Source organism: Butyrivibrio sp. XBB1001, from assembly GCF_000424505.1.
In the GTDB taxonomy this organism is placed as follows: domain Bacteria; phylum Bacillota; class Clostridia; order Lachnospirales; family Lachnospiraceae; genus Butyrivibrio.
Window position 1 is genome coordinate 23,824 of the sequence record NZ_AUKA01000003.1, and the last position, 16,857, is coordinate 40,680.

Sequence of the window (16,857 nt, forward strand, 5' to 3'; positions counted from 1 at the left end):
ATTTATCATGAGTAAGCAGAAAAACAAATTAGCCGGCTTGCAAAAGCGTAAGGCATTATCGGGATATCTTTTCATATCACCGTTCATAATCGGCTTTTTGGTCTTTATGGTCAAGCCACTGTTTGAGTCATGTTACATGAGTTTCTGCCAGGTTGATCTTGCAGCAGGACAGGTTACAAAGACTCTTAATGGAATTACAAACTACATATTTGCATTCAGGGTAGACCCAGAGTACAACAGATTGCTCTGGGAGGAGCTTACCAGAATGATGGTTTACTCCCTGGCAATCATAGTATTCAGCTTCTTCGTAGCTTTGATACTTAACCAGAAGTTCAAGGGAAGAGCACTTGTAAGAGCAATCTTCTTCCTGCCGGTTATCCTTTCATCTGGTGTTATCGTTGGACTTGAGTCCAACAACCAGCTTATGGACCAGCTTGCAAGCACTATCGAGCAGACAACAAGCGGCATCAGCGTAACAGATGCTCTTGAGACAATCCTCAGAACTGCAGGCGTCGGTGTAAGAGCTTATGAACAGGTCTTCGAAGTAATTGATAACATCTATGATGTAGCACTTGCTTCCGGTATTCAGATCATCATCTTCCTCTCAGGACTTCAGACAATCTCATCAAGTATGTATGAAGCTGCTGATATCGAAGGATGTACAAAGTGGGAGAGCCTTTGGAAGATCACCTTCCCAATGATCAGCTCACTGTTCCTTGTAAACTGGATCTACACAGTTGTTGATTTCTGTATGAGATCAGATAACGAAGTAATCACAAAGATCCAGAAGGTTATGATCGACCAGCAGCAATACGGAAATGCATCAGCAATGTCGTGGATATACTTCCTGTTAGTACTTGCTTTTGTAGGAGTTACATCATTCTTCATATCTAAGAGGGTTTATTACTATGACTAATATGGAATCAAAAACAGGATATAAAAAGTTAACATTTTGGGAAAGAAATAGACTCTCAGGTGGATACCTTCTTAAGAAGGTAATAATGGAATGGGGAGTAAGCATTGTAAGATTCATACTTTTGTTTGGTATGTGTTTCCTTATCCTCCAGCCTATCTTAAACAAAATCTCTGTCAGCTTTATGACAGAAAAAGACCTTTATAACCCGATAGTTATTTCAATTCCTGAGCACTTTACAACAGGTAACTACAGACTCGCAGCAGAGCTTATGAGCTACAAGCAGGCAGTTATGAATTCACTTCTTATCTCCCTGACAATAGCAGGCCTTCAGATTGCTGTATGTACACTAGTTGGATATGGTTTTGCCAGATTCGAGTTCCCTTTAAAGAAATTCTGGTTTGCAATGGTTATCCTTGTAATCCTTATCCCACCACAGACAATCGCAAGCTCACTGCACCTTCACTTCAGATACTTTGATATCCTTGGAATCTTCAAGCTTATCAATGGAGAAGGCATCAACCTTCGTGGTTCAAAGATTCCTTACTATCTGATGAGCGCAGGCTGTATGGGACTTAAGAACGGTCTTTACATTTACATGATCCGTCAGTACTTCCGTAACATCCCTGGAGACCTTGAAGAGGCTGCATATGTAGACGGCTGCGGAACACTTAAGACCTTCATCAGAATCATGCTTCCACAGGCTAAGCCAATTATCACATCTTGCTTTTTGTTCGCATTTGTATGGCAGTGGACAGACGGATTTTACTCCAGAATGTTCCTTGGAAATACCAAGCTTGTCAGCACAGCTCTTTCAAGAATCGTAGACAGCCTTGGTGCTTACATCCAGCGAATCAACGGAGTTAAGACAACAATTTCAATAGCATATTCAAACTGTATCCTGGCAACAGGTACACTCATGATCATCGTACCTTTGATCATTCTTTACCTCTTCGCACAGAGATCATTCGTTGAGAGTATTTCTGCAACGGGAATTAAGATGTGAGCGATATTTGGAATGAGTAAACACAGCTTTGTGCTCGCACAAAAAGCTGTGTTTATGAAATGACATAACGGACATGAGGAATAAAGGAATACGAATGAAATGAGTATTCCGAGTTCCGAATGGACGTAGCATAGCGAGAACGCGAAGCGTGGAGCTATGCGTATATCGCGAACAAAGTGGTGAGAAGCACTTTGGAGCCATGCGTGATATCGCGAACATAGTAGTGAGAAGCACCTATACACCCACTACCACCGTATATTATCGGTGAGAAACCTCGTTAAAGTTGTCTAACAACTTTAGCAATATTTGAGAATTTTGTTTCTTTTTTAGCAATAGTTGGTTATCGGAAAACCATGCAAAAAACTATAATAAAAGTTAAGATGTTTTCCGTTAAACATATCCTAAGGGGATTACATTAACAAGGAGGATTAGAGTATGAGAAAGTCTCTAACAACAAAAGCAACAGCTGCTATCGCAGCAGCAGCTATGCTCACAAGCATGGCAGGATGCGGACCTCAGACAGAAGCTCCAGCATCAACAGATTCTCAGCAGCCAGCTGAGACAACAACAGAAACAGCTACTGCAGAAGCTTCTACAGAAGTTGCAGCAGCAGAGGAAACTACATCTGACGAATATGATCCATATAAGATCATTACAGATGCAGACGGCAACCCAATCGACCTCGGCGGAATGGAAATCATTATCCGTGACTGGTGGTCAGGCGATGAGGCAGAGCCTCAGAACGACTATGAAGAATCTCTTAAGAACTACAGAGATTGGCTTCAGGAGACATACAACTTCACAATGAAGTCACAGGCTATGTCAGACTGGGGTTCAACACCTACAGACTTCGTAGACTATGCTACAACAGGTGGCGATGAGAACTACATCTTCACACTTCGTGATGATCCAGCTATCACATCTGCTATGGCTAACGGCCTTATGTATGACCTTTCAACACTTGATTGCCTTGATTTCTCACAGGACAAGTTCCAGAGAAACCTTCTCCATGAGCAGTATGCTAAGGGAGATTCAATCTATGCTATGTTCGCTGGATATTCAGAGGCAAGAACTGGTGTATACTTCAACAAGAGAATCCTTACAGAAGCTGGTATCGATCCTGATTCAATCTATGATATGCAGGCAGATGGAACATGGACATGGGATAAGTTCGAAGAACTTCTTTCAAAGGTTCAGCAGGATAAGGATAACGATGGTACAGTAGATATCTATGGTCTTACACTTAACGAAGGTGTTATGACAACAGAAGCTGTATTCTCAAACGGCGGTTCTTACATCGATAAGGATGCAAACGGCAAGTTCGTTTATAACCTTGAGTCTCCTGAGACACTTGAAGCTCTTGAGTGGACAGTAAGCATCTTTGATAAGTATGATGCAGAAGTTGCTAACCCAGAGGGCGCTGAGTGGGATTACTACAAAGAGCAGTTCATTAACGGTCAGGCAGCATTCCTTGTAGAGGATGAGTATGCAGGATGCCCTGGTAACTTCCTTGAGGATATGCAGGATGAAATTGGTTTCGTAATGTTCCCTAAGGGACCTAAGATGGATGACTACATCAACGTTTGGTCAAACAACCCAGTTGCTATCCCAGCTTGCTACGATGCTGAGAAGGCTTGGAAGCTTGCATTTGCTTGGAACCTCTGGACAAACGCTCCTGATGCTGAGTACGTTGATTACAACGGATACATCTCAACAGCTAGAAACGGTAAGTTCGATGAGAGAGCAGTTGATGAGACAATCACAATGATGACTGAGAAGGGTACAGTTGCATTCCACGGAATGGTTCCTAACCTTAACCTTGGTTCAGACTTCGTATGGAACATCGGACCTGGCGCTGTTGTATCAGAGCAGGTTGAAGCTATCCGTGATACATGGAAGGCTTATGTTGACGAAGCTAACAAATAATTAAAACTGATATGTTTTTGGGGCGGCGTTTCGGCGCCGCTCCATTTTTTTACCTTTTTTTACCTATTTTCACAGATAATTTGAAGAAAGCTTTTACGGGAAGGTATTCGTAATGGGAACGGAAGAAGTTAGAGGACCCAAGGCACCTAAGGATCCTATCAAGAAAAAACCATTTTTCTTTATCATGCAGGGAAAAGATATATACGGTGCACCTCAGCCAGATGGAAGAGGAATACAGTTTATTTATGAGAGTGATGGAAGACTCATAAATGCAGCCAGACTTTCAGGAAATATCACAGATGACTACATGTTAGAACTCCTTAAGACCACAGAGGGCTTTAGGAAAATGGTACACTCGATCGGAGTTAGTGTATCCAGCAGAGTGCCAGATGAAAAGGTAAGATTTGTCTTTCAGATGTATGGAGAAACACAGACAGATCCAACATCCACACAGATTACTCTGGACTTTGAAACTGATGGAATGGAAAGAATCATCAAGATGTCAGATGTTGACTGGAAGGCTTCCGACAAGGAGCCTGGTCAGATCAGATTTGAATTCCCGGAGCCCGGAATTCAGGCATCTGTAGATGTTAGATTTTATTTGAATAATGGATTTGTAGCTCCAATCCAGCCTATTGATACAATGGTTGATTTTGCATCCAAGGGTTATAAGGAAATGATAAACCGAAGCCTTATGCAGACGGGTAACACAGCAAGACTTGAAAAAGTTCTTCAGAAGGCTGGAAAGGGAGAGGACGTATGTCTTGCCTTTATAGGAGGCTCAATAACACAGGGAGCAGGTGCTATTCCCATCCATGAAAAGTGTTATCCAAGGCTTTTTGCAGAGACCTTTGAAAAGAAATACACAAATGGCGGAAAAGTTGATTTTATTAAGGCTGGTGTAGGCGGAACACCTTCTGAGCTTGGTATGTGCAGGTTTGAAAGAGATATTCTCCGCCAGGGCGCCAAGCAGCCAGACCTTATTGTAATAGAATTTGCTGTAAATGATGAAGGAGATGAAACAAAGGGCGTATGCTATGAGAGCCTTGTAAGAAAGGCCCTTGCACTTCCATGGAAGCCAGCGGTAGTTCTTTTGTTTGCAGTCTTTTCTTTTGACTGGAATCTTCAGGACAGACTAGGACCAGTAGGAGTTCGCTATGACCTTCCTATGGTCAGCATCATGGATGCAGTTACACCTCAGTTTACACTTCTTCCAAACGATGGAAGAGTAATATCCAAGAACCAGTTCTTCTATGACCAGTTCCATCCTAGTAACCTTGGACACCAAGTCATGAGCGACTGCCTCATCAATCTTGTTGATGAAGTAAATGGAAAAGCTGTAAGCGAGAGCTTTAGCCTTGATGAGAAGGAACTTGATAAGATCACACCTGTCATCGGCGCCGATTTTGAGAAGGTTGAACTTGTTGATAAACACGAGCTTAAGAGACTATCCAGAAAATACCACATTACTCTTATGAGTGAAGGCTCCTTTAACAGCGAAGATAAAGAGCTTCAGATGGTTGAAATGGACAAGAAGATCGAGCCTGTAGCTGAGTTCCCATACAACTGGGCACATGCTAGTACAGAAAATGACCCCTTCAGATTAAAGCTCACCTGTAGTAAGCTCCTCCTCCTCTTTAAGGATTCGGGAAGCACAGCCTATGGCACAGCAGAAGTCTATGTTGATGGCCAGAAGATTATGGACGCCGATCCACTCAAGGTTGGCTGGACTCACTGCAACGCAGTTATCCTCTTTAACGAGAAGGAATCTACAAGCCACGTTGTTGAGATTTGCATGGCTAAAGGCCACGAAGACAAGAAGTTTACTATCCTCGGATTTGGGGTAGTGGAATAAGTTCACATTAAGGATTTGAGAGAGTATTAGAGAGTATTTATAGTTCCCCGGGAGGCCACAAATGGTGGCTTTTCGGGGATTTTTATATGCAAATAATCTGATATAATCTAAGTAAACGATATTGTGACAACGAGTAAAAAGTTTAGTGGTTTCTGAATTGATATTTTCAGCATCTTACATAGACTGTTGGGGAGTAAAGCATGCAAACATCGAAAAGAGAAAGAATAAGCTACTATCTGTATTTCTTTGGTCAAAATATGTTCTATATGATTATCGCTAGCTACATCAGTCTATTTTTACTAAATCATGGGATAAGTGAAAAGGTTGCTGCTTCCGTGATCATTGCACCTCAGATATGGGATGTTATCAATGATATTATCTTTGGAAGAATTGTGGATAAGTGTCATTTGAGAGGCGGCAAATTCATGCCTTGGCTAAAAATATCCTGGTTTCTTATCCCGCTTACTACAGTTTTTATCTTTTGCATGCCTCAGGGACTTAGTATTTCTGCTAAGTGTGCCTGGGTTATAATAGGATATTGCCTGTGGTCTGTGGCCTACACTATGTGCGACACACCTATTTTTGCATTGTCAACAGCCATGACTGATAAAGTTGATGAACGAAATTCCATACTCTCAATTGGCCGTGTAACAGGCACATCCGGTGCAGTTGTGGCGACTTTGGCAATTGAAAGCCTCTATATAGGCATGGGGTGGAAACTGCTATCCATATCTCTTTCTATAGTTTCAATGGCAATGATGCTTCCTATTCTCATATTTGGAAAAGAAAGATCTCAGGTGCAAACAAAATCTCCAACAGCAAAAGAAATGCTTCGAGCGCTTTCTGAAAATAAATATCTTATTATTTTCTACATAGCTTTTTTCCTGGTTGGACTCACAAATACAGTGCAGACGGTTATTCCAACATTTGCGCAGTATGTTTTGGGGGATACGGAAAAAGGGACACTTCTTCTTGCTATGGCAATAATTCCGGCAATTGTGGTTGCTGCATTTATTCCTGTGCTCTCCAAAAAGATAGACAAATTCTGGCTCTATATTGCATGTCTTGCGATATTTGTTTTTTCCTCAGTAATTCAGTTTTTTATGGGATATGGCAGCTTTGTTGCACTTAGTATTACCATGGCACTTCGAGGAGTTGGACTTGTTGGATATAACGTTCTAGTGTATATGTTTACTCCAGATTGCGTGGAATATGGTCAGTATGTAACGGGCGTAAGACAGGAGGGCATAACATTTTCCATCCAGACTTGTGTTACCAAATTGTCAGCGGCTCTTATGAGCAGTATATCGTTACTTCTTTTAGCCCTGTTTGGTTTCAAGGCAATTAACGCAGATGCTGTTACAGGAATCGTTGATGAAACAGGTGCATATGGCTGCTGGAATGTGCTAACATGGATTAGTGCAATCGGACCTGTTTTTGCCATCATTATCTTGGTGCTTGGATATAAGTTAAGAGATAATAGTGTGAGCCTTATGGCTCTATGCAACAATGGCGAGATTACTAGACAGGAATGCGACCTCAGAATTTCAGAATTATCTAGAAAAGGCTAAAAATTCTAATTGCCCAATTCTGTTTGAATCGGAGTGTGATTGCAACAAACGATAAAACCTAAGAAAGAGATAATAATGAGTTCTAATCCATCAATAGATTTTTTGGAAATGTTAAAAGCTGGGGCTTCTAAGGGACAGGCAGCAGGAAGTGCAACAAGAGCCTCAAATAGAGCAAATAGTACTAACGGTTCAAGTAAAGCCCTAGAAAAGGCTACACCAGAAGTAAAAGATAAACTACAAAACAAGAATTGCAAGGGCCTTTCGCCTAAAACTTCGAAATCTGCTATAGGCAGCAGATTTGCTGTAATAGATACAGAGACTAACTGGCGAGATCAGGTAATGTCAATAGGAGTGGCAATTGCAGATGCCACGACCTTTAAATGTACAGACTGCCTGTATTACATCATCGATCCTGAATATAGATCAGGCGGAATGTATTCTGGGGTATTGCATTATCATGTAAAAAGAAATATATGTGAAGCCCCACTTAACTATAGAGAGTCAGGCAAGCCATCGAGTGAGGAACTGCTCTTATCTACAGAAGAACATGTAGCATCTCGAAAAGAGGCTCTTCAAGCTATAAAAAGCTATCTGCAAGAGCTTGGAATCAGCAGTATTTACGCTTACAATGGCAAGTTTGATCTTGGCCATTTGCCTGAGCTTGGTGGCTTTGAATGGTACGATATCATGAGGCTTGCAGCCTACAAGCAGTATAACAGGGCTATTGATGATTCCCTTCCATGTTGCAAGACTGGTCGACTTAAGTCCAATTACGGCGTTGAGCCCATTACAAGAATGTTGTCAGGAGACATGCGGTACTGCGAAGTCCACAATGCTGTGTATGACGCAGTTGATGAACTCAGGATAATTGAGCTTTTGGGCCGAAGCCTGGAAGAATATGAAGTTGCGAAGATAAACTAGTGACAAATTTATAGGCTCCTCAGAACACCTTACACGAAAAAGGCAAGAAAGGCATTTTCATGAGTAGTAGCAAGAACATCATTGATACCACCGATACCAATGGCCTCACAAAAGCCGTCCAATCCTACATAAAGAAAAAATACAACATTTCCCCGGAACACCCCTGGCATCAGTACCCGGATTATGCTACATTCAAGGAGTTGTATTCACAGAAATGGTTTGCCATAATAATGTCAGTTTCAGGAAAAAAGCTGGGGCTACCAACCGACGACGAAATACCAATCATCAATGTCAAGGCAGATCCGGAGATCATAATGATGATGGGGCGGACGCCAGGTTTTATGCCGGGCTACCATATGAACAAGCGCAACTGGCTGACAATTCTTCTGGACGGGACAGTAGAGCTTGAGCAAGTCACAGCGCGGATTGATGACAGTTACAAGATGATTGCAGATACCCCAACACGCCGCATATATGAGGCAGTTAAAAAGATTCCTAAGGGGAAAGTTGCAACCTATGGGCAGGTAGCAGAGATGGCGGGAGATAGGAAGATGGCAAGAGCCGTTGGCAATGCACTTCACAAGAATCCTGATCACGACAGTATTCCCTGTCACCGTGTGGTCAACTCTAAAGGCGAATTAGCAGAAGCCTTTGTGTTTGGCGGCGTGAACATGCAGGAGAAATTCCTGTATGAGGAAGGTGTAACAGTCATAAATGGCAAGGTAGATCTAAAGCGTTTTGGTATGAAGTAAGCGGGCATTGTCGAGACTTTTTGACAAGGCAGATAATAACGGAGAAAACATGAACGAACAATTTTCAAGAACTGAGCTTCTTCTGGGTGAAGAAGCAGTAAATAAACTTTCAAATAAAAGAGTTGCAGTTTTCGGCGTAGGCGGCGTAGGCGGATTTGTCTGTGAAGCTCTAGCCCGTGCTGGAATTGGAGAAATAGACATTTGCGACGACGACACAGTGGCTCTTTCAAACCTGAACAGGCAGATTATTGCTCTTCACAGCACCTTAGGGAGAAGCAAGGTTGAAGTCATGAAAGAACGCCTTTTGGACATCAACCCAGAACTTAAAGTCAACGTCCATCAGTGTTTCTTTTTGCCTGAGAACTCAGACCAGTTCCCATTTGAAGACTACGATTATGTGATAGATGCGGTGGACACTGTGACTGCCAAGATTGAGATTATCATGAAGGCAAAAGAAAAAGATGTCCCTGTCATGAGTTCAATGGGAGCCGGAAACAAGTTAGACCCAACAAGATTTAAGGTGGCTGATATCTACAAGACTAATGTAGACCCTCTGGCTAAGGTAATGCGAAGAGAACTCAAAAAAAGAGGAGTCAAAAAATTAAAGGTTGTGTATTCTGAAGAAGAGCCAATAAAGCCTGAATCCAAAGATAATACCAGTAACATAAACAATCCACACCCTCGTCGCAGCACCCCGGGAAGCGTATCATTTGTTCCATCAGTTGCAGGACTTATCATTGCTTCCGAAGTTATAAAAGATCTTATAGCCATGTGAAAAGCTACAATTGCAAGCCTTGATCAGAATAGAACTATAATAGTGATAGCCAAGCGTTATATGTGACTATCAGATTTGTTTATTTTACGGTTCGCCATAATACTCTCATAATATATTTGTAAGCTAATTGCGTAATGAGATTCATGTTTTTTTAGGCCAATTGGTTACGCAGCATTTTACTATGAGGGGTTATAATGGCGAACATTTTATTTTTTGGTGATTCAAATACATGGGGACTTATCCCCGGAACTATGGAAAGATACCCTTGGGGCACAAGGTGGACCAGCCTTGTTCAGCAGGCACTTCCAGAGACCAGGATCATAGAGGATGGTCTTTGTGGCAGAACAACTATATTTGAGGATGCTCTAAGACCCTTTAGGAGAGGCGCAGAGACACTGAGGCTTTCTCTTGAGAGCAATTATCCACTGGATGCAGCAGTTATCATGCTAGGTACAAACGACTGCAAAAAGGTTTTCAATGCCAGCTCTTTTGTCATTGGAAAAGGGCTTGAAATGTGCCTGGATGAACTTGAGAAATTCCTCAAACCTCAGAATATCCTGGTGGTTTCTCCAATTGCTCTGGGAAAAGAGGTATGGCTTCCGGAAAAGGATCCTGAGTTCGACAAGACTTCTATAGAAGTCAGCAGACAGCTAAAAGCTGTGTATAAGCAGATCGCAGCAAGGCGTGGAACGCATTTTCTTGCGGCATCAGATTTTGCTGAGCCAAGTCCCGTAGATGATGAGCACCTTAACGAGAAGGGCCACCTGGCCTTAGCAACAGCAATGATAGATAAACTAGAAGAAATAGGATTTGCTAAGAAAAGCCATGCGCAGTAACACGCATGGCTTTTGATAAACATACTTTTTTTACTCAAGGCCCATTATTTCGCCGTAGACCATTACTGCATTTCTAACGCACTCTTCACAAGGGCAGAGAGGCTTTCCATCAGTGACTGTTTTAAGATCCTTACATCTAAGTGCGCCACATCTTCTTGCAAACTCTTCCTGAATCTGCTTTGTTTTACCAAGAGTACCCTGTCCCTGAGTTTTAAGACCGGTTATCATACCTGCGCCTATCAGTGCACCGCAGGTAGCTTCAAGATTGCCCATTCCTGCGCAGAAACCTGCAGTAAGCTGCTGCAACTGTTCCTCAGTCAGGCTTGTTTCATCAGCCAGTGCAACTGCTACTGACTGTGCACAGTTGAACTTGCCTGAAGTCTTTAATTCTACTGCCTTATTAGCTCTTTCATTTAATGTCATTTTTTCTCCGTACCTTTCTTTTCTTTGATCTTACATATGCCTTGTGTCATTGTCCCCATAGGACAGAAAGTGCACCAGGTTCGCTCCTTATACAGTACCATCACAATAAGACCTATGAGAGTTGAGGTTAACATAAGGCTGTAGAACCCAAAGCCAAACTGTGCCACCCAATCAGGGAAGATACTACCATTATACGCCCACTTCCACGGAACTTTAAACGTCCAAAAGAGCTTTATCGCCTTTTTGAGTGTCCCTGCTCCTGAGAAGACCAGATAGGTTTGGAAGATCATAGTTCCAAACATGGTAAGGAAAAGATTAAAAAGCCATATCGAAACCACTTTGAAGATAGCCACTTTGGCGCAGGCTTTCTCCTGGAACATTTAGCTTTTCTTCCCAGGACCCAGAATAACTGACCTCTTCCGCACATATGATTGCAGAACCACTTATTTCCAAATACTGCTGCAAACACCAGTGGCAATATAAAATCTATCATGCCAAGCCATGCAAATAGAATGTTAAAAAAGCCTAATGCAAAATACACAATTGACCATATCCACAGGTAATCATACCAGTGCTTTTTCTTATTTGATGTCATAACGCCTCCCAAAATTATCTGTTTTCTACTTTTATAGTGCCAGCAGGGCAGGCCTTTTCACACATGCCACATCCAACACATTTTGCCTCATCTACAAGGGCATAACAGCCTCTATAGATCTGTATTGCTTCTCTGGGACATTGCAGAGCGCAGACGCCGCAAGCCACGCATCTACTAATGTCATTAATTGCCTTTTTCATAATAATTTCCTTGAAAGATTCTTATTGCTTTCTTTGTTCAACGATCTTATTATAGGTGGTATAAAAAGTATATCAAGTACGCAAAAAATATATACCTAGTAAGGAAAACTATACCATGAGTAAAATAGCCAAAAAAGAGCCATTGTGTGAAGATATTGCGGGTAAGGGATGCGGACTTAAGAAAGTCCTGGACATTGTCGGAGGAAAATGGAAGATAATGATCCTCTGTGTTATCGACAACAGAGAAGTGGTGCGATATGGAGAACTGAATCGCGCAGTAAGTGGCATAACAAATACCATGCTTGCTACTTCATTAAAAGAGTTAGAGGCAGACGGCCTTGTTGAGAGAAAGCAGTATGATGAGATGCCTGTCCGCGTAGAATACAATCTTACCTCAAAAGCCAAGAGCCTTATACCTATTCTTTTACAGATGAAAAAGTGGGGCGAAGACAATTTATGATATGAAAAAACCTGCCACCCAAATCTAAGTGGCAGATATATTGCAAAGCCTCTAGTAATGCAGTGATCACGCAAGTGCATTAGCAAGATCTGCGATAAGGTCGTTCTTGTCCTCAAGACCACAGCTGATTCTGATAAGTCCTGCAGGAATTCCTGCTGCAGCAAGCTGCTCGTCAGTCATCTGGCGGTGTGTAGAAGTTGCAGGATTCAGGCAGCAGCTTCTAGCGTCAGCTACGTGAGTTTCAATTGCAAATACCTTGAGCTTCTTCATAAACTTTTCGGCAGCAGCTCTTCCGCCTTCGAGCTCAAATGAAACTACGCCGCAACCTCCATTTGGAAGGTACTTCTTGGCAAGTTCGTAGTATTTATCTCCCTCAAGACCAGGATAATTAACCTTGACTACACCAGGCTGTTCCTGAAGGAACTTGGCAACAGCAAGTCCGTTCTCTACATGCTTAGGCATGCGGACATGAAGGGATTCAAGGCCAAGATTTAATATGAAGGCATTCTGAGGTGACTGAATGCAGCCAAAGTCTCTCATAAGCTGGGCTGTACACTTAGTGATGAAAGCTCCCTCTTTTCCGAATTTCTCTGCGTATGTAATTCCGTGATAGGAATCATCTGGAGTGCACAGACCTGGGAACTTGTCAGCATGAGCCATCCAGTCAAATTTTCCTGAGTCAACAATAGCTCCGCCAACAGCAGCGCCGTGTCCATCCATGTACTTGGTAGTTGAATGAGTTACGATATCTGCACCCCATTCAATAGGCCTGCAGTTTACAGGTGTTGGGAAAGTGTTATCCACAACAAGTGGAACGCCATGTGCGTGTGCAACCTTGGCAAATTTCTCAATATCAAGAACTGTAAGAGCTGGGTTTGCGATAGTCTCACCAAACATAGCTCTTGTATTATCTTTAAATGCTGCATTGAGCTCATCTTCTGATGCATCTGGTGATACAAATGTTACCTCGATACCCATTTTAGCCATTGTTACAGCAATAAGGTTGAAGGTTCCACCATAGATTGAAGATGAAGCTACGATGTGGCTTCCGCACTCACAGATATTGAACAGGGCAAAAAAGTTCGCTGCCTGTCCGGAAGATGTCAGCATTGCTGCGCTTCCCCCTTCAAGAGCTGCAATCTTGGCAGCCACATGATCATTTGTTGGATTCTGAAGTCTTGTATAGAAATATCCTGAAGCCTCAAGGTCAAAGAGCTTACCCATATCTTCACTTGTATCATATTTGAAAGTTGTGGACTGGATTATTGGAATCTGACGAGGCTCGCCGTTTCCTGGTGTGTAGCCAGCCTGTACACATTTTGTACCGATATACTGATCACTCATTGAAATTCTCCTCTATCTACAAAAATATGATGATATACGAATCATAAAGTCAAAATGCTTAACATGCAAGCATGTACGCATTTATGATTTTTGATGCCTACATCATACAATACCATATTTAGAAAAAATACGACAGACTTTATTGAGGTAAAGGGATAAAAAGTGGGACAAAATCCCAATGCCATATGTAATATTAATGAAGGGCGCAAACAAGGTGCCCTTCTGCATTAAATTGTATGTTACGAAAAACTGAGAGTTGAAAGGCTATGATAACACAATGAATAACGCAGTATTAGGTAAGAAAATGATAATTACTGGAGCTATTTCTTTGGCTCTGCTGACAGGTTGCGCCAAACAGCCGGATGTCTATGCTGATCCGGATAAGCCAGCCTCAGAACAGCATGATATTTATGCATCAAATATAGATGAAGACAGTTCAGAGTCAAGTACACCTGAAAACAAGCAGGATAAAAAGAAATCCCCTGTTCGTGATACTTATACATACAAGGATAGGAAAACGACTGACAACCTAACCTCTTTTTATATCATCAAAACAATCTACTATCCTAAAAAGGTTGTGGTTTACTGGGGAGGAGACCTAGAAAGCGACCAAATGGAGAACTTTAACTATGATAACGTTGAGGTAAAGAGTAACAGGATCATCATATACTCTGATGATCCAAGGAGCGTTACATCCTTTAGATTCAAGGATAGTTGCGACTGGAGAGATTTTGAAGTTAGATATTTAGATTCAGATAATTATTCCCTTGTAGAGACAAGCTATGACACTGCCGGCGGAGACCACTTATCAGGAGATGTTGATACTTTTTATACAGAGGAAGAAAAGGCTGCTAGTAAAAAGAGAGCAGAAGAGGCCCTTAAAGAAAAGGCAAGACAGGAACAGATATTTGATCAGTATCTTGGAACATGGGTCAGCAAGGATGGAAGTGAGATAGTTTTTTATATTGATGAAGATGGACAACGCAGAGTGAGCATTCCAGATGTTGAATTAGATAAATTTGTTGGTATTAGCGATGGAAGGTATGGAAATTATATGTATGAACTTACTTTAGATGCCTATACCTGCGGCATGGTATTTGGAGTTCAGTTTTCCTGCGATGGGGAAAAGATGTGGACAAACCAAACCGGTGATGTATATTTTTACAAGCAGACTGACAGTTTTGATTTTAAATCAGGGCACAATCCTGAAGACGAATAAATAAGAAGGATTTTGATGGAAATTCCTCATAGTTTTCCTAGTAAAATACTGCCTTCGAGTGTATAATTAAATATGCTTGTAATGGGGTACGAGCAAGCTGATTCTTGTGCAGGGGAGAAACATAAGATCAGTAGAAGGTATAAAGTTTTCGGGGGAAACATGAGGGATTATATTTATTGGCATTTGCCTGGATTTAGCGTATTCCGGGATCTTAACAGCACCCTTATCGATCTGATGAGGGAATTTCCAAGCAGCTTTTATGACAATTATCGCGTGGGGAGTGTTTATGGCACTTTTCCGGGAGCAATATGGAACGGAGGCAGAACAGTTCTGGGATTTTGCCCAAAGAACGAGATTGAGCGCACTATAAAGCTCTTTAACTCCAAACACGTTCCTGTGCGCTTTACCTGGACCAACTCTCTTATAGAGGAAAAGCACGTTTACGACACCTATTGTAACCTGATAATGCGTCTTGCTGATAACGGGGAGAATCAGGTTCTGGTCAACAGGCCTGTTTTGGAGGATTATCTTAGAAAAGAGTATCCGAATTTCAAGTTCATATCCTCTACTACCAAGAGGATAACTGATCCTGATAAGCTCCATGAAGAGCTTGAAAAGGACTATTTCATGGTGGTTCTTGACTATGACCTGAATCATAACAGGGAAGTCTTGGAGAGCCTAAGACCTGTGGCTGACAGAGTGGAAATTCTGGTGGATGAAATATGCTTCCCTAATTGTCCAAAGAGAATAGACCACTACAAGGATGAGTCTCTTCACCAGCTTGAATACGAGATAGCAAGGCCCTTTAACTGCCCTAACAGGCAGGAAAAGAGATCTTTTGCCGACTGCAAAGATAAGCCCGCCTTCATTAGCAGAGACCAGATGAAGGATTATATAGATCTGGGCTTTAGGAATTTTAAGGTGGTAGGAAGAGGACTTCCTCAGAGTCTTGTTTTAGACTCATATATGTATTACCTGGTAAAAGAGTCAGATCAAGACTTTATACGTAATCAGATAAACAAGCGCCTTGCTGAGATTGCAGAAAAAAGAGCTGCAGCAAGAAAAAGATAAAAAATGAGCCAATGACAGTTGCTTTATCATTGGCCCTTTTTTTAATCACCAGTTAGTTCAAGGTTTTTTGAAACGTAGACTTTGTAGCCAAGCTCGTGGCACTTAGATTTTGCCATCTCCGCAAGGGCTTCATCTTTAGTGTATTCAAGAACATAAACCGCTTTGCCATCTGCTGCTACCTGGGAGAGATAGTCGAGGAAGTATTCTCTGTCATCAGCTGCACTTTCGGTAAAAGTGCCCTCATCCCAGTTGATAGAGGTAAATACGCTTTCCTGATTGACACCGTCAAGGATGGGGGTAAGTGTGCCATTCTCTTCAAGGTATCTTGTGACATAGTCGTTTCCACCGTTTATGATGATCTTTCTGTTAAGTTTCTTTATTGTGGTTAGGATGGTTGTGAGACCATCATAGATTTCATCTGTAGGATACATGTAATAAATATCCGCGTTATCAATAAAGAAACCATCTACTCCGCCTCTTGCAAGAGTAGGAGCAATCTGCTTGGCAATATATTCCTGCCATTCTTCTTTGGAGACGTCAATCCAATATTCTCCATCCCAGTTTTCATAAGGGGAAAGAGTTATATCTTTAAACTGATCATAATAAGGCCTAAAGTCTTCAAGGGACCCAACATTGAGATAAGAATAGATTTCTTTGTTGGTCTTATGGAGCTGATCAAGCTCCTCACTAGTGTAGTACTGGGCGTCGATTACCAGTACATCATAGCTGATATCCTCTGGCAGCTCATCATATTCAACTCCAATGTAAACTCCGTACTCGGTGTCTGTGGAAAACTCTCTTGCGCGAGCATTTTCATCGGTATATGACGATACAGTTAAAGCATTATCTGGTTGTGATTTTGAATCTTGATTGGACTTGGTTTCAGATTCATTGGCTTTAGGCATTGTGCAGGCTGTAAGCATAAGAAGTGATAAGGTAGCTGCGCAGGCTTTATACAATTTTTCTTTTATCATATGTTCTCCAATCCCT

At 41.8% G+C, this 16,857-nt stretch carries 16 protein-coding genes and 1 pseudogene; 12 read left to right on the forward strand and 5 right to left on the reverse strand.

The genetic code is table 11. The features are described 5' to 3' along the window. Positions 1-7: 7 nt before the first annotated feature. From G631_RS0105160 to G631_RS0105200, 9 genes are all read left to right on the forward strand, one after another. On the forward strand, positions 8-916 hold the full coding sequence (locus G631_RS0105160; protein WP_026488555.1) for a carbohydrate ABC transporter permease: 909 nt from the start codon (positions 8-10) through the stop codon (positions 914-916). Further along, complete coding sequence (locus G631_RS0105165) at positions 909-1,919, forward strand: carbohydrate ABC transporter permease (RefSeq protein WP_026488556.1); 1,011 nt, start codon at positions 909-911, stop codon at positions 1,917-1,919. The genes G631_RS0105160 and G631_RS0105165 overlap by 8 nt, the downstream gene beginning before the upstream one ends. 435 nt (positions 1,920-2,354) lie before the next feature. Further along, positions 2,355-3,845, forward strand: coding sequence for an ABC transporter substrate-binding protein (locus G631_RS0105170; RefSeq protein WP_026488557.1), 1,491 nt, complete (start codon positions 2,355-2,357; stop codon positions 3,843-3,845). A 112-nt stretch (positions 3,846-3,957) separates the two neighbouring features. Beyond that, positions 3,958-5,700, forward strand: coding sequence for an SGNH/GDSL hydrolase family protein (locus tag G631_RS0105175; protein ID WP_026488558.1), 1,743 nt, complete (start codon positions 3,958-3,960; stop codon positions 5,698-5,700). Between the two features lie 200 nt (positions 5,701-5,900). Next, positions 5,901-7,271 (forward strand): MFS transporter, encoded by a 1,371-nt coding sequence (locus tag G631_RS0105180; protein WP_026488559.1) that lies wholly within the window; start codon positions 5,901-5,903, stop codon positions 7,269-7,271. A 75-nt stretch (positions 7,272-7,346) separates the two neighbouring features. After that, positions 7,347-8,192, forward strand: coding sequence for a hypothetical protein (locus G631_RS0105185; protein ID WP_242829064.1), 846 nt, complete (start codon positions 7,347-7,349; stop codon positions 8,190-8,192). A 59-nt stretch (positions 8,193-8,251) separates the two neighbouring features. After that, entirely contained in the window at positions 8,252-8,944 is a 693-nt protein-coding gene (locus G631_RS19970; protein WP_051196865.1) for a methylated-DNA--[protein]-cysteine S-methyltransferase, read from the forward strand. 49 nt (positions 8,945-8,993) lie between these two features. Further along, a complete protein-coding gene (locus G631_RS0105195) occupies positions 8,994-9,719 on the forward strand; it encodes a tRNA threonylcarbamoyladenosine dehydratase (protein WP_026488561.1) in 726 nt (241 codons plus the stop codon). A 194-nt stretch (positions 9,720-9,913) separates the two neighbouring features. After that, the gene (locus tag G631_RS0105200; RefSeq protein ID WP_026488562.1) at positions 9,914-10,555 is read left to right on the forward strand and encodes a GDSL-type esterase/lipase family protein; all 642 of its coding nucleotides are present in this window, start codon (positions 9,914-9,916) and stop codon (positions 10,553-10,555) included. A 30-nt stretch (positions 10,556-10,585) separates the two neighbouring features. On the opposite strand, the gene G631_RS0105205 is transcribed toward G631_RS0105200, so the two are convergent. The 3 genes and pseudogenes from G631_RS0105205 to G631_RS0105215 form a co-directional block, all read right to left on the reverse strand. After that, complete coding sequence (locus G631_RS0105205) at positions 10,586-10,978, reverse strand: C-GCAxxG-C-C family protein (RefSeq protein WP_026488563.1); 393 nt, start codon at positions 10,976-10,978, stop codon at positions 10,586-10,588. After that, positions 10,975-11,573 (reverse strand): annotated as a pseudogene (locus G631_RS21550) (4Fe-4S binding protein). The gene G631_RS0105205 and the pseudogene G631_RS21550 overlap by 4 nt, the downstream one beginning before the upstream one ends. Before the next feature lie 14 nt (positions 11,574-11,587). Then, positions 11,588-11,773, reverse strand: coding sequence for a 4Fe-4S binding protein (locus G631_RS0105215; protein WP_026488564.1), 186 nt, complete (start codon positions 11,771-11,773; stop codon positions 11,588-11,590). A 115-nt stretch (positions 11,774-11,888) separates the two neighbouring features. Here G631_RS0105215 and G631_RS0105220 point away from each other — a divergent pair, with 115 nt between their 5' ends. Then, entirely contained in the window at positions 11,889-12,233 is a 345-nt protein-coding gene (locus tag G631_RS0105220; protein WP_035789365.1) for a winged helix-turn-helix transcriptional regulator, read from the forward strand. 66 nt (positions 12,234-12,299) lie between these two features. Here the strand turns inward: G631_RS0105220 and G631_RS0105225 are convergent, their stop codons facing one another. After that, positions 12,300-13,577, reverse strand: a complete 1,278-nt coding sequence (locus G631_RS0105225; protein WP_026488566.1) for an O-acetylhomoserine aminocarboxypropyltransferase/cysteine synthase family protein — start codon at positions 13,575-13,577, stop codon at positions 12,300-12,302. 277 nt (positions 13,578-13,854) lie between these two features. Between G631_RS0105225 and G631_RS0105230 the strand changes: the two genes are divergently transcribed. Further along, a complete protein-coding gene (locus G631_RS0105230) occupies positions 13,855-14,796 on the forward strand; it encodes a hypothetical protein (protein ID WP_155833877.1) in 942 nt (313 codons plus the stop codon). 159 nt (positions 14,797-14,955) lie between these two features. Next, positions 14,956-15,867 (forward strand): hypothetical protein, encoded by a 912-nt coding sequence (locus G631_RS18060; RefSeq protein WP_035789366.1) that lies wholly within the window; start codon positions 14,956-14,958, stop codon positions 15,865-15,867. Between the two features lie 41 nt (positions 15,868-15,908). Here the strand turns inward: G631_RS18060 and G631_RS18065 are convergent, their stop codons facing one another. Then, positions 15,909-16,841 (reverse strand): endo alpha-1,4 polygalactosaminidase, encoded by a 933-nt coding sequence (locus G631_RS18065; protein ID WP_051196867.1) that lies wholly within the window; start codon positions 16,839-16,841, stop codon positions 15,909-15,911. Positions 16,842-16,857 lie beyond the last annotated feature (16 nt).

What these genes read in the sequence shown, in the direction of transcription:
- G631_RS0105215 (WP_026488564.1), bottom strand. Translation starts at nt 11,773, where the DNA reads ATGAAAAAGGCAATTAATGACATTAGTAGATGCGTGGCTTGCGGCGTC.
- G631_RS0105170 (WP_026488557.1), top strand. Translation starts at nt 2,355, where the DNA reads ATGAGAAAGTCTCTAACAACAAAAGCAACAGCTGCTATCGCAGCAGCA.
- G631_RS0105160 (WP_026488555.1), top strand. Translation starts at nt 8, where the DNA reads ATGAGTAAGCAGAAAAACAAATTAGCCGGCTTGCAAAAGCGTAAGGCA.
- G631_RS0105165 (WP_026488556.1), top strand. Translation starts at nt 909, where the DNA reads ATGACTAATATGGAATCAAAAACAGGATATAAAAAGTTAACATTTTGG.
- G631_RS0105230 (WP_155833877.1), top strand. Translation starts at nt 13,855, where the DNA reads ATGAATAACGCAGTATTAGGTAAGAAAATGATAATTACTGGAGCTATT.
- G631_RS18065 (WP_051196867.1), bottom strand. Translation starts at nt 16,841, where the DNA reads ATGATAAAAGAAAAATTGTATAAAGCCTGCGCAGCTACCTTATCACTT.
- G631_RS19970 (WP_051196865.1), top strand. Translation starts at nt 8,252, where the DNA reads ATGAGTAGTAGCAAGAACATCATTGATACCACCGATACCAATGGCCTC.
- G631_RS0105180 (WP_026488559.1), top strand. Translation starts at nt 5,901, where the DNA reads ATGCAAACATCGAAAAGAGAAAGAATAAGCTACTATCTGTATTTCTTT.
- G631_RS0105205 (WP_026488563.1), bottom strand. Translation starts at nt 10,978, where the DNA reads ATGACATTAAATGAAAGAGCTAATAAGGCAGTAGAATTAAAGACTTCA.
- G631_RS0105175 (WP_026488558.1), top strand. Translation starts at nt 3,958, where the DNA reads ATGGGAACGGAAGAAGTTAGAGGACCCAAGGCACCTAAGGATCCTATC.
- G631_RS18060 (WP_035789366.1), top strand. Translation starts at nt 14,956, where the DNA reads ATGAGGGATTATATTTATTGGCATTTGCCTGGATTTAGCGTATTCCGG.
- G631_RS0105195 (WP_026488561.1), top strand. Translation starts at nt 8,994, where the DNA reads ATGAACGAACAATTTTCAAGAACTGAGCTTCTTCTGGGTGAAGAAGCA.
- G631_RS0105200 (WP_026488562.1), top strand. Translation starts at nt 9,914, where the DNA reads ATGGCGAACATTTTATTTTTTGGTGATTCAAATACATGGGGACTTATC.
- G631_RS0105220 (WP_035789365.1), top strand. Translation starts at nt 11,889, where the DNA reads ATGAGTAAAATAGCCAAAAAAGAGCCATTGTGTGAAGATATTGCGGGT.
- G631_RS0105185 (WP_242829064.1), top strand. Translation starts at nt 7,347, where the DNA reads ATGAGTTCTAATCCATCAATAGATTTTTTGGAAATGTTAAAAGCTGGG.
- G631_RS0105225 (WP_026488566.1), bottom strand. Translation starts at nt 13,577, where the DNA reads ATGAGTGATCAGTATATCGGTACAAAATGTGTACAGGCTGGCTACACA.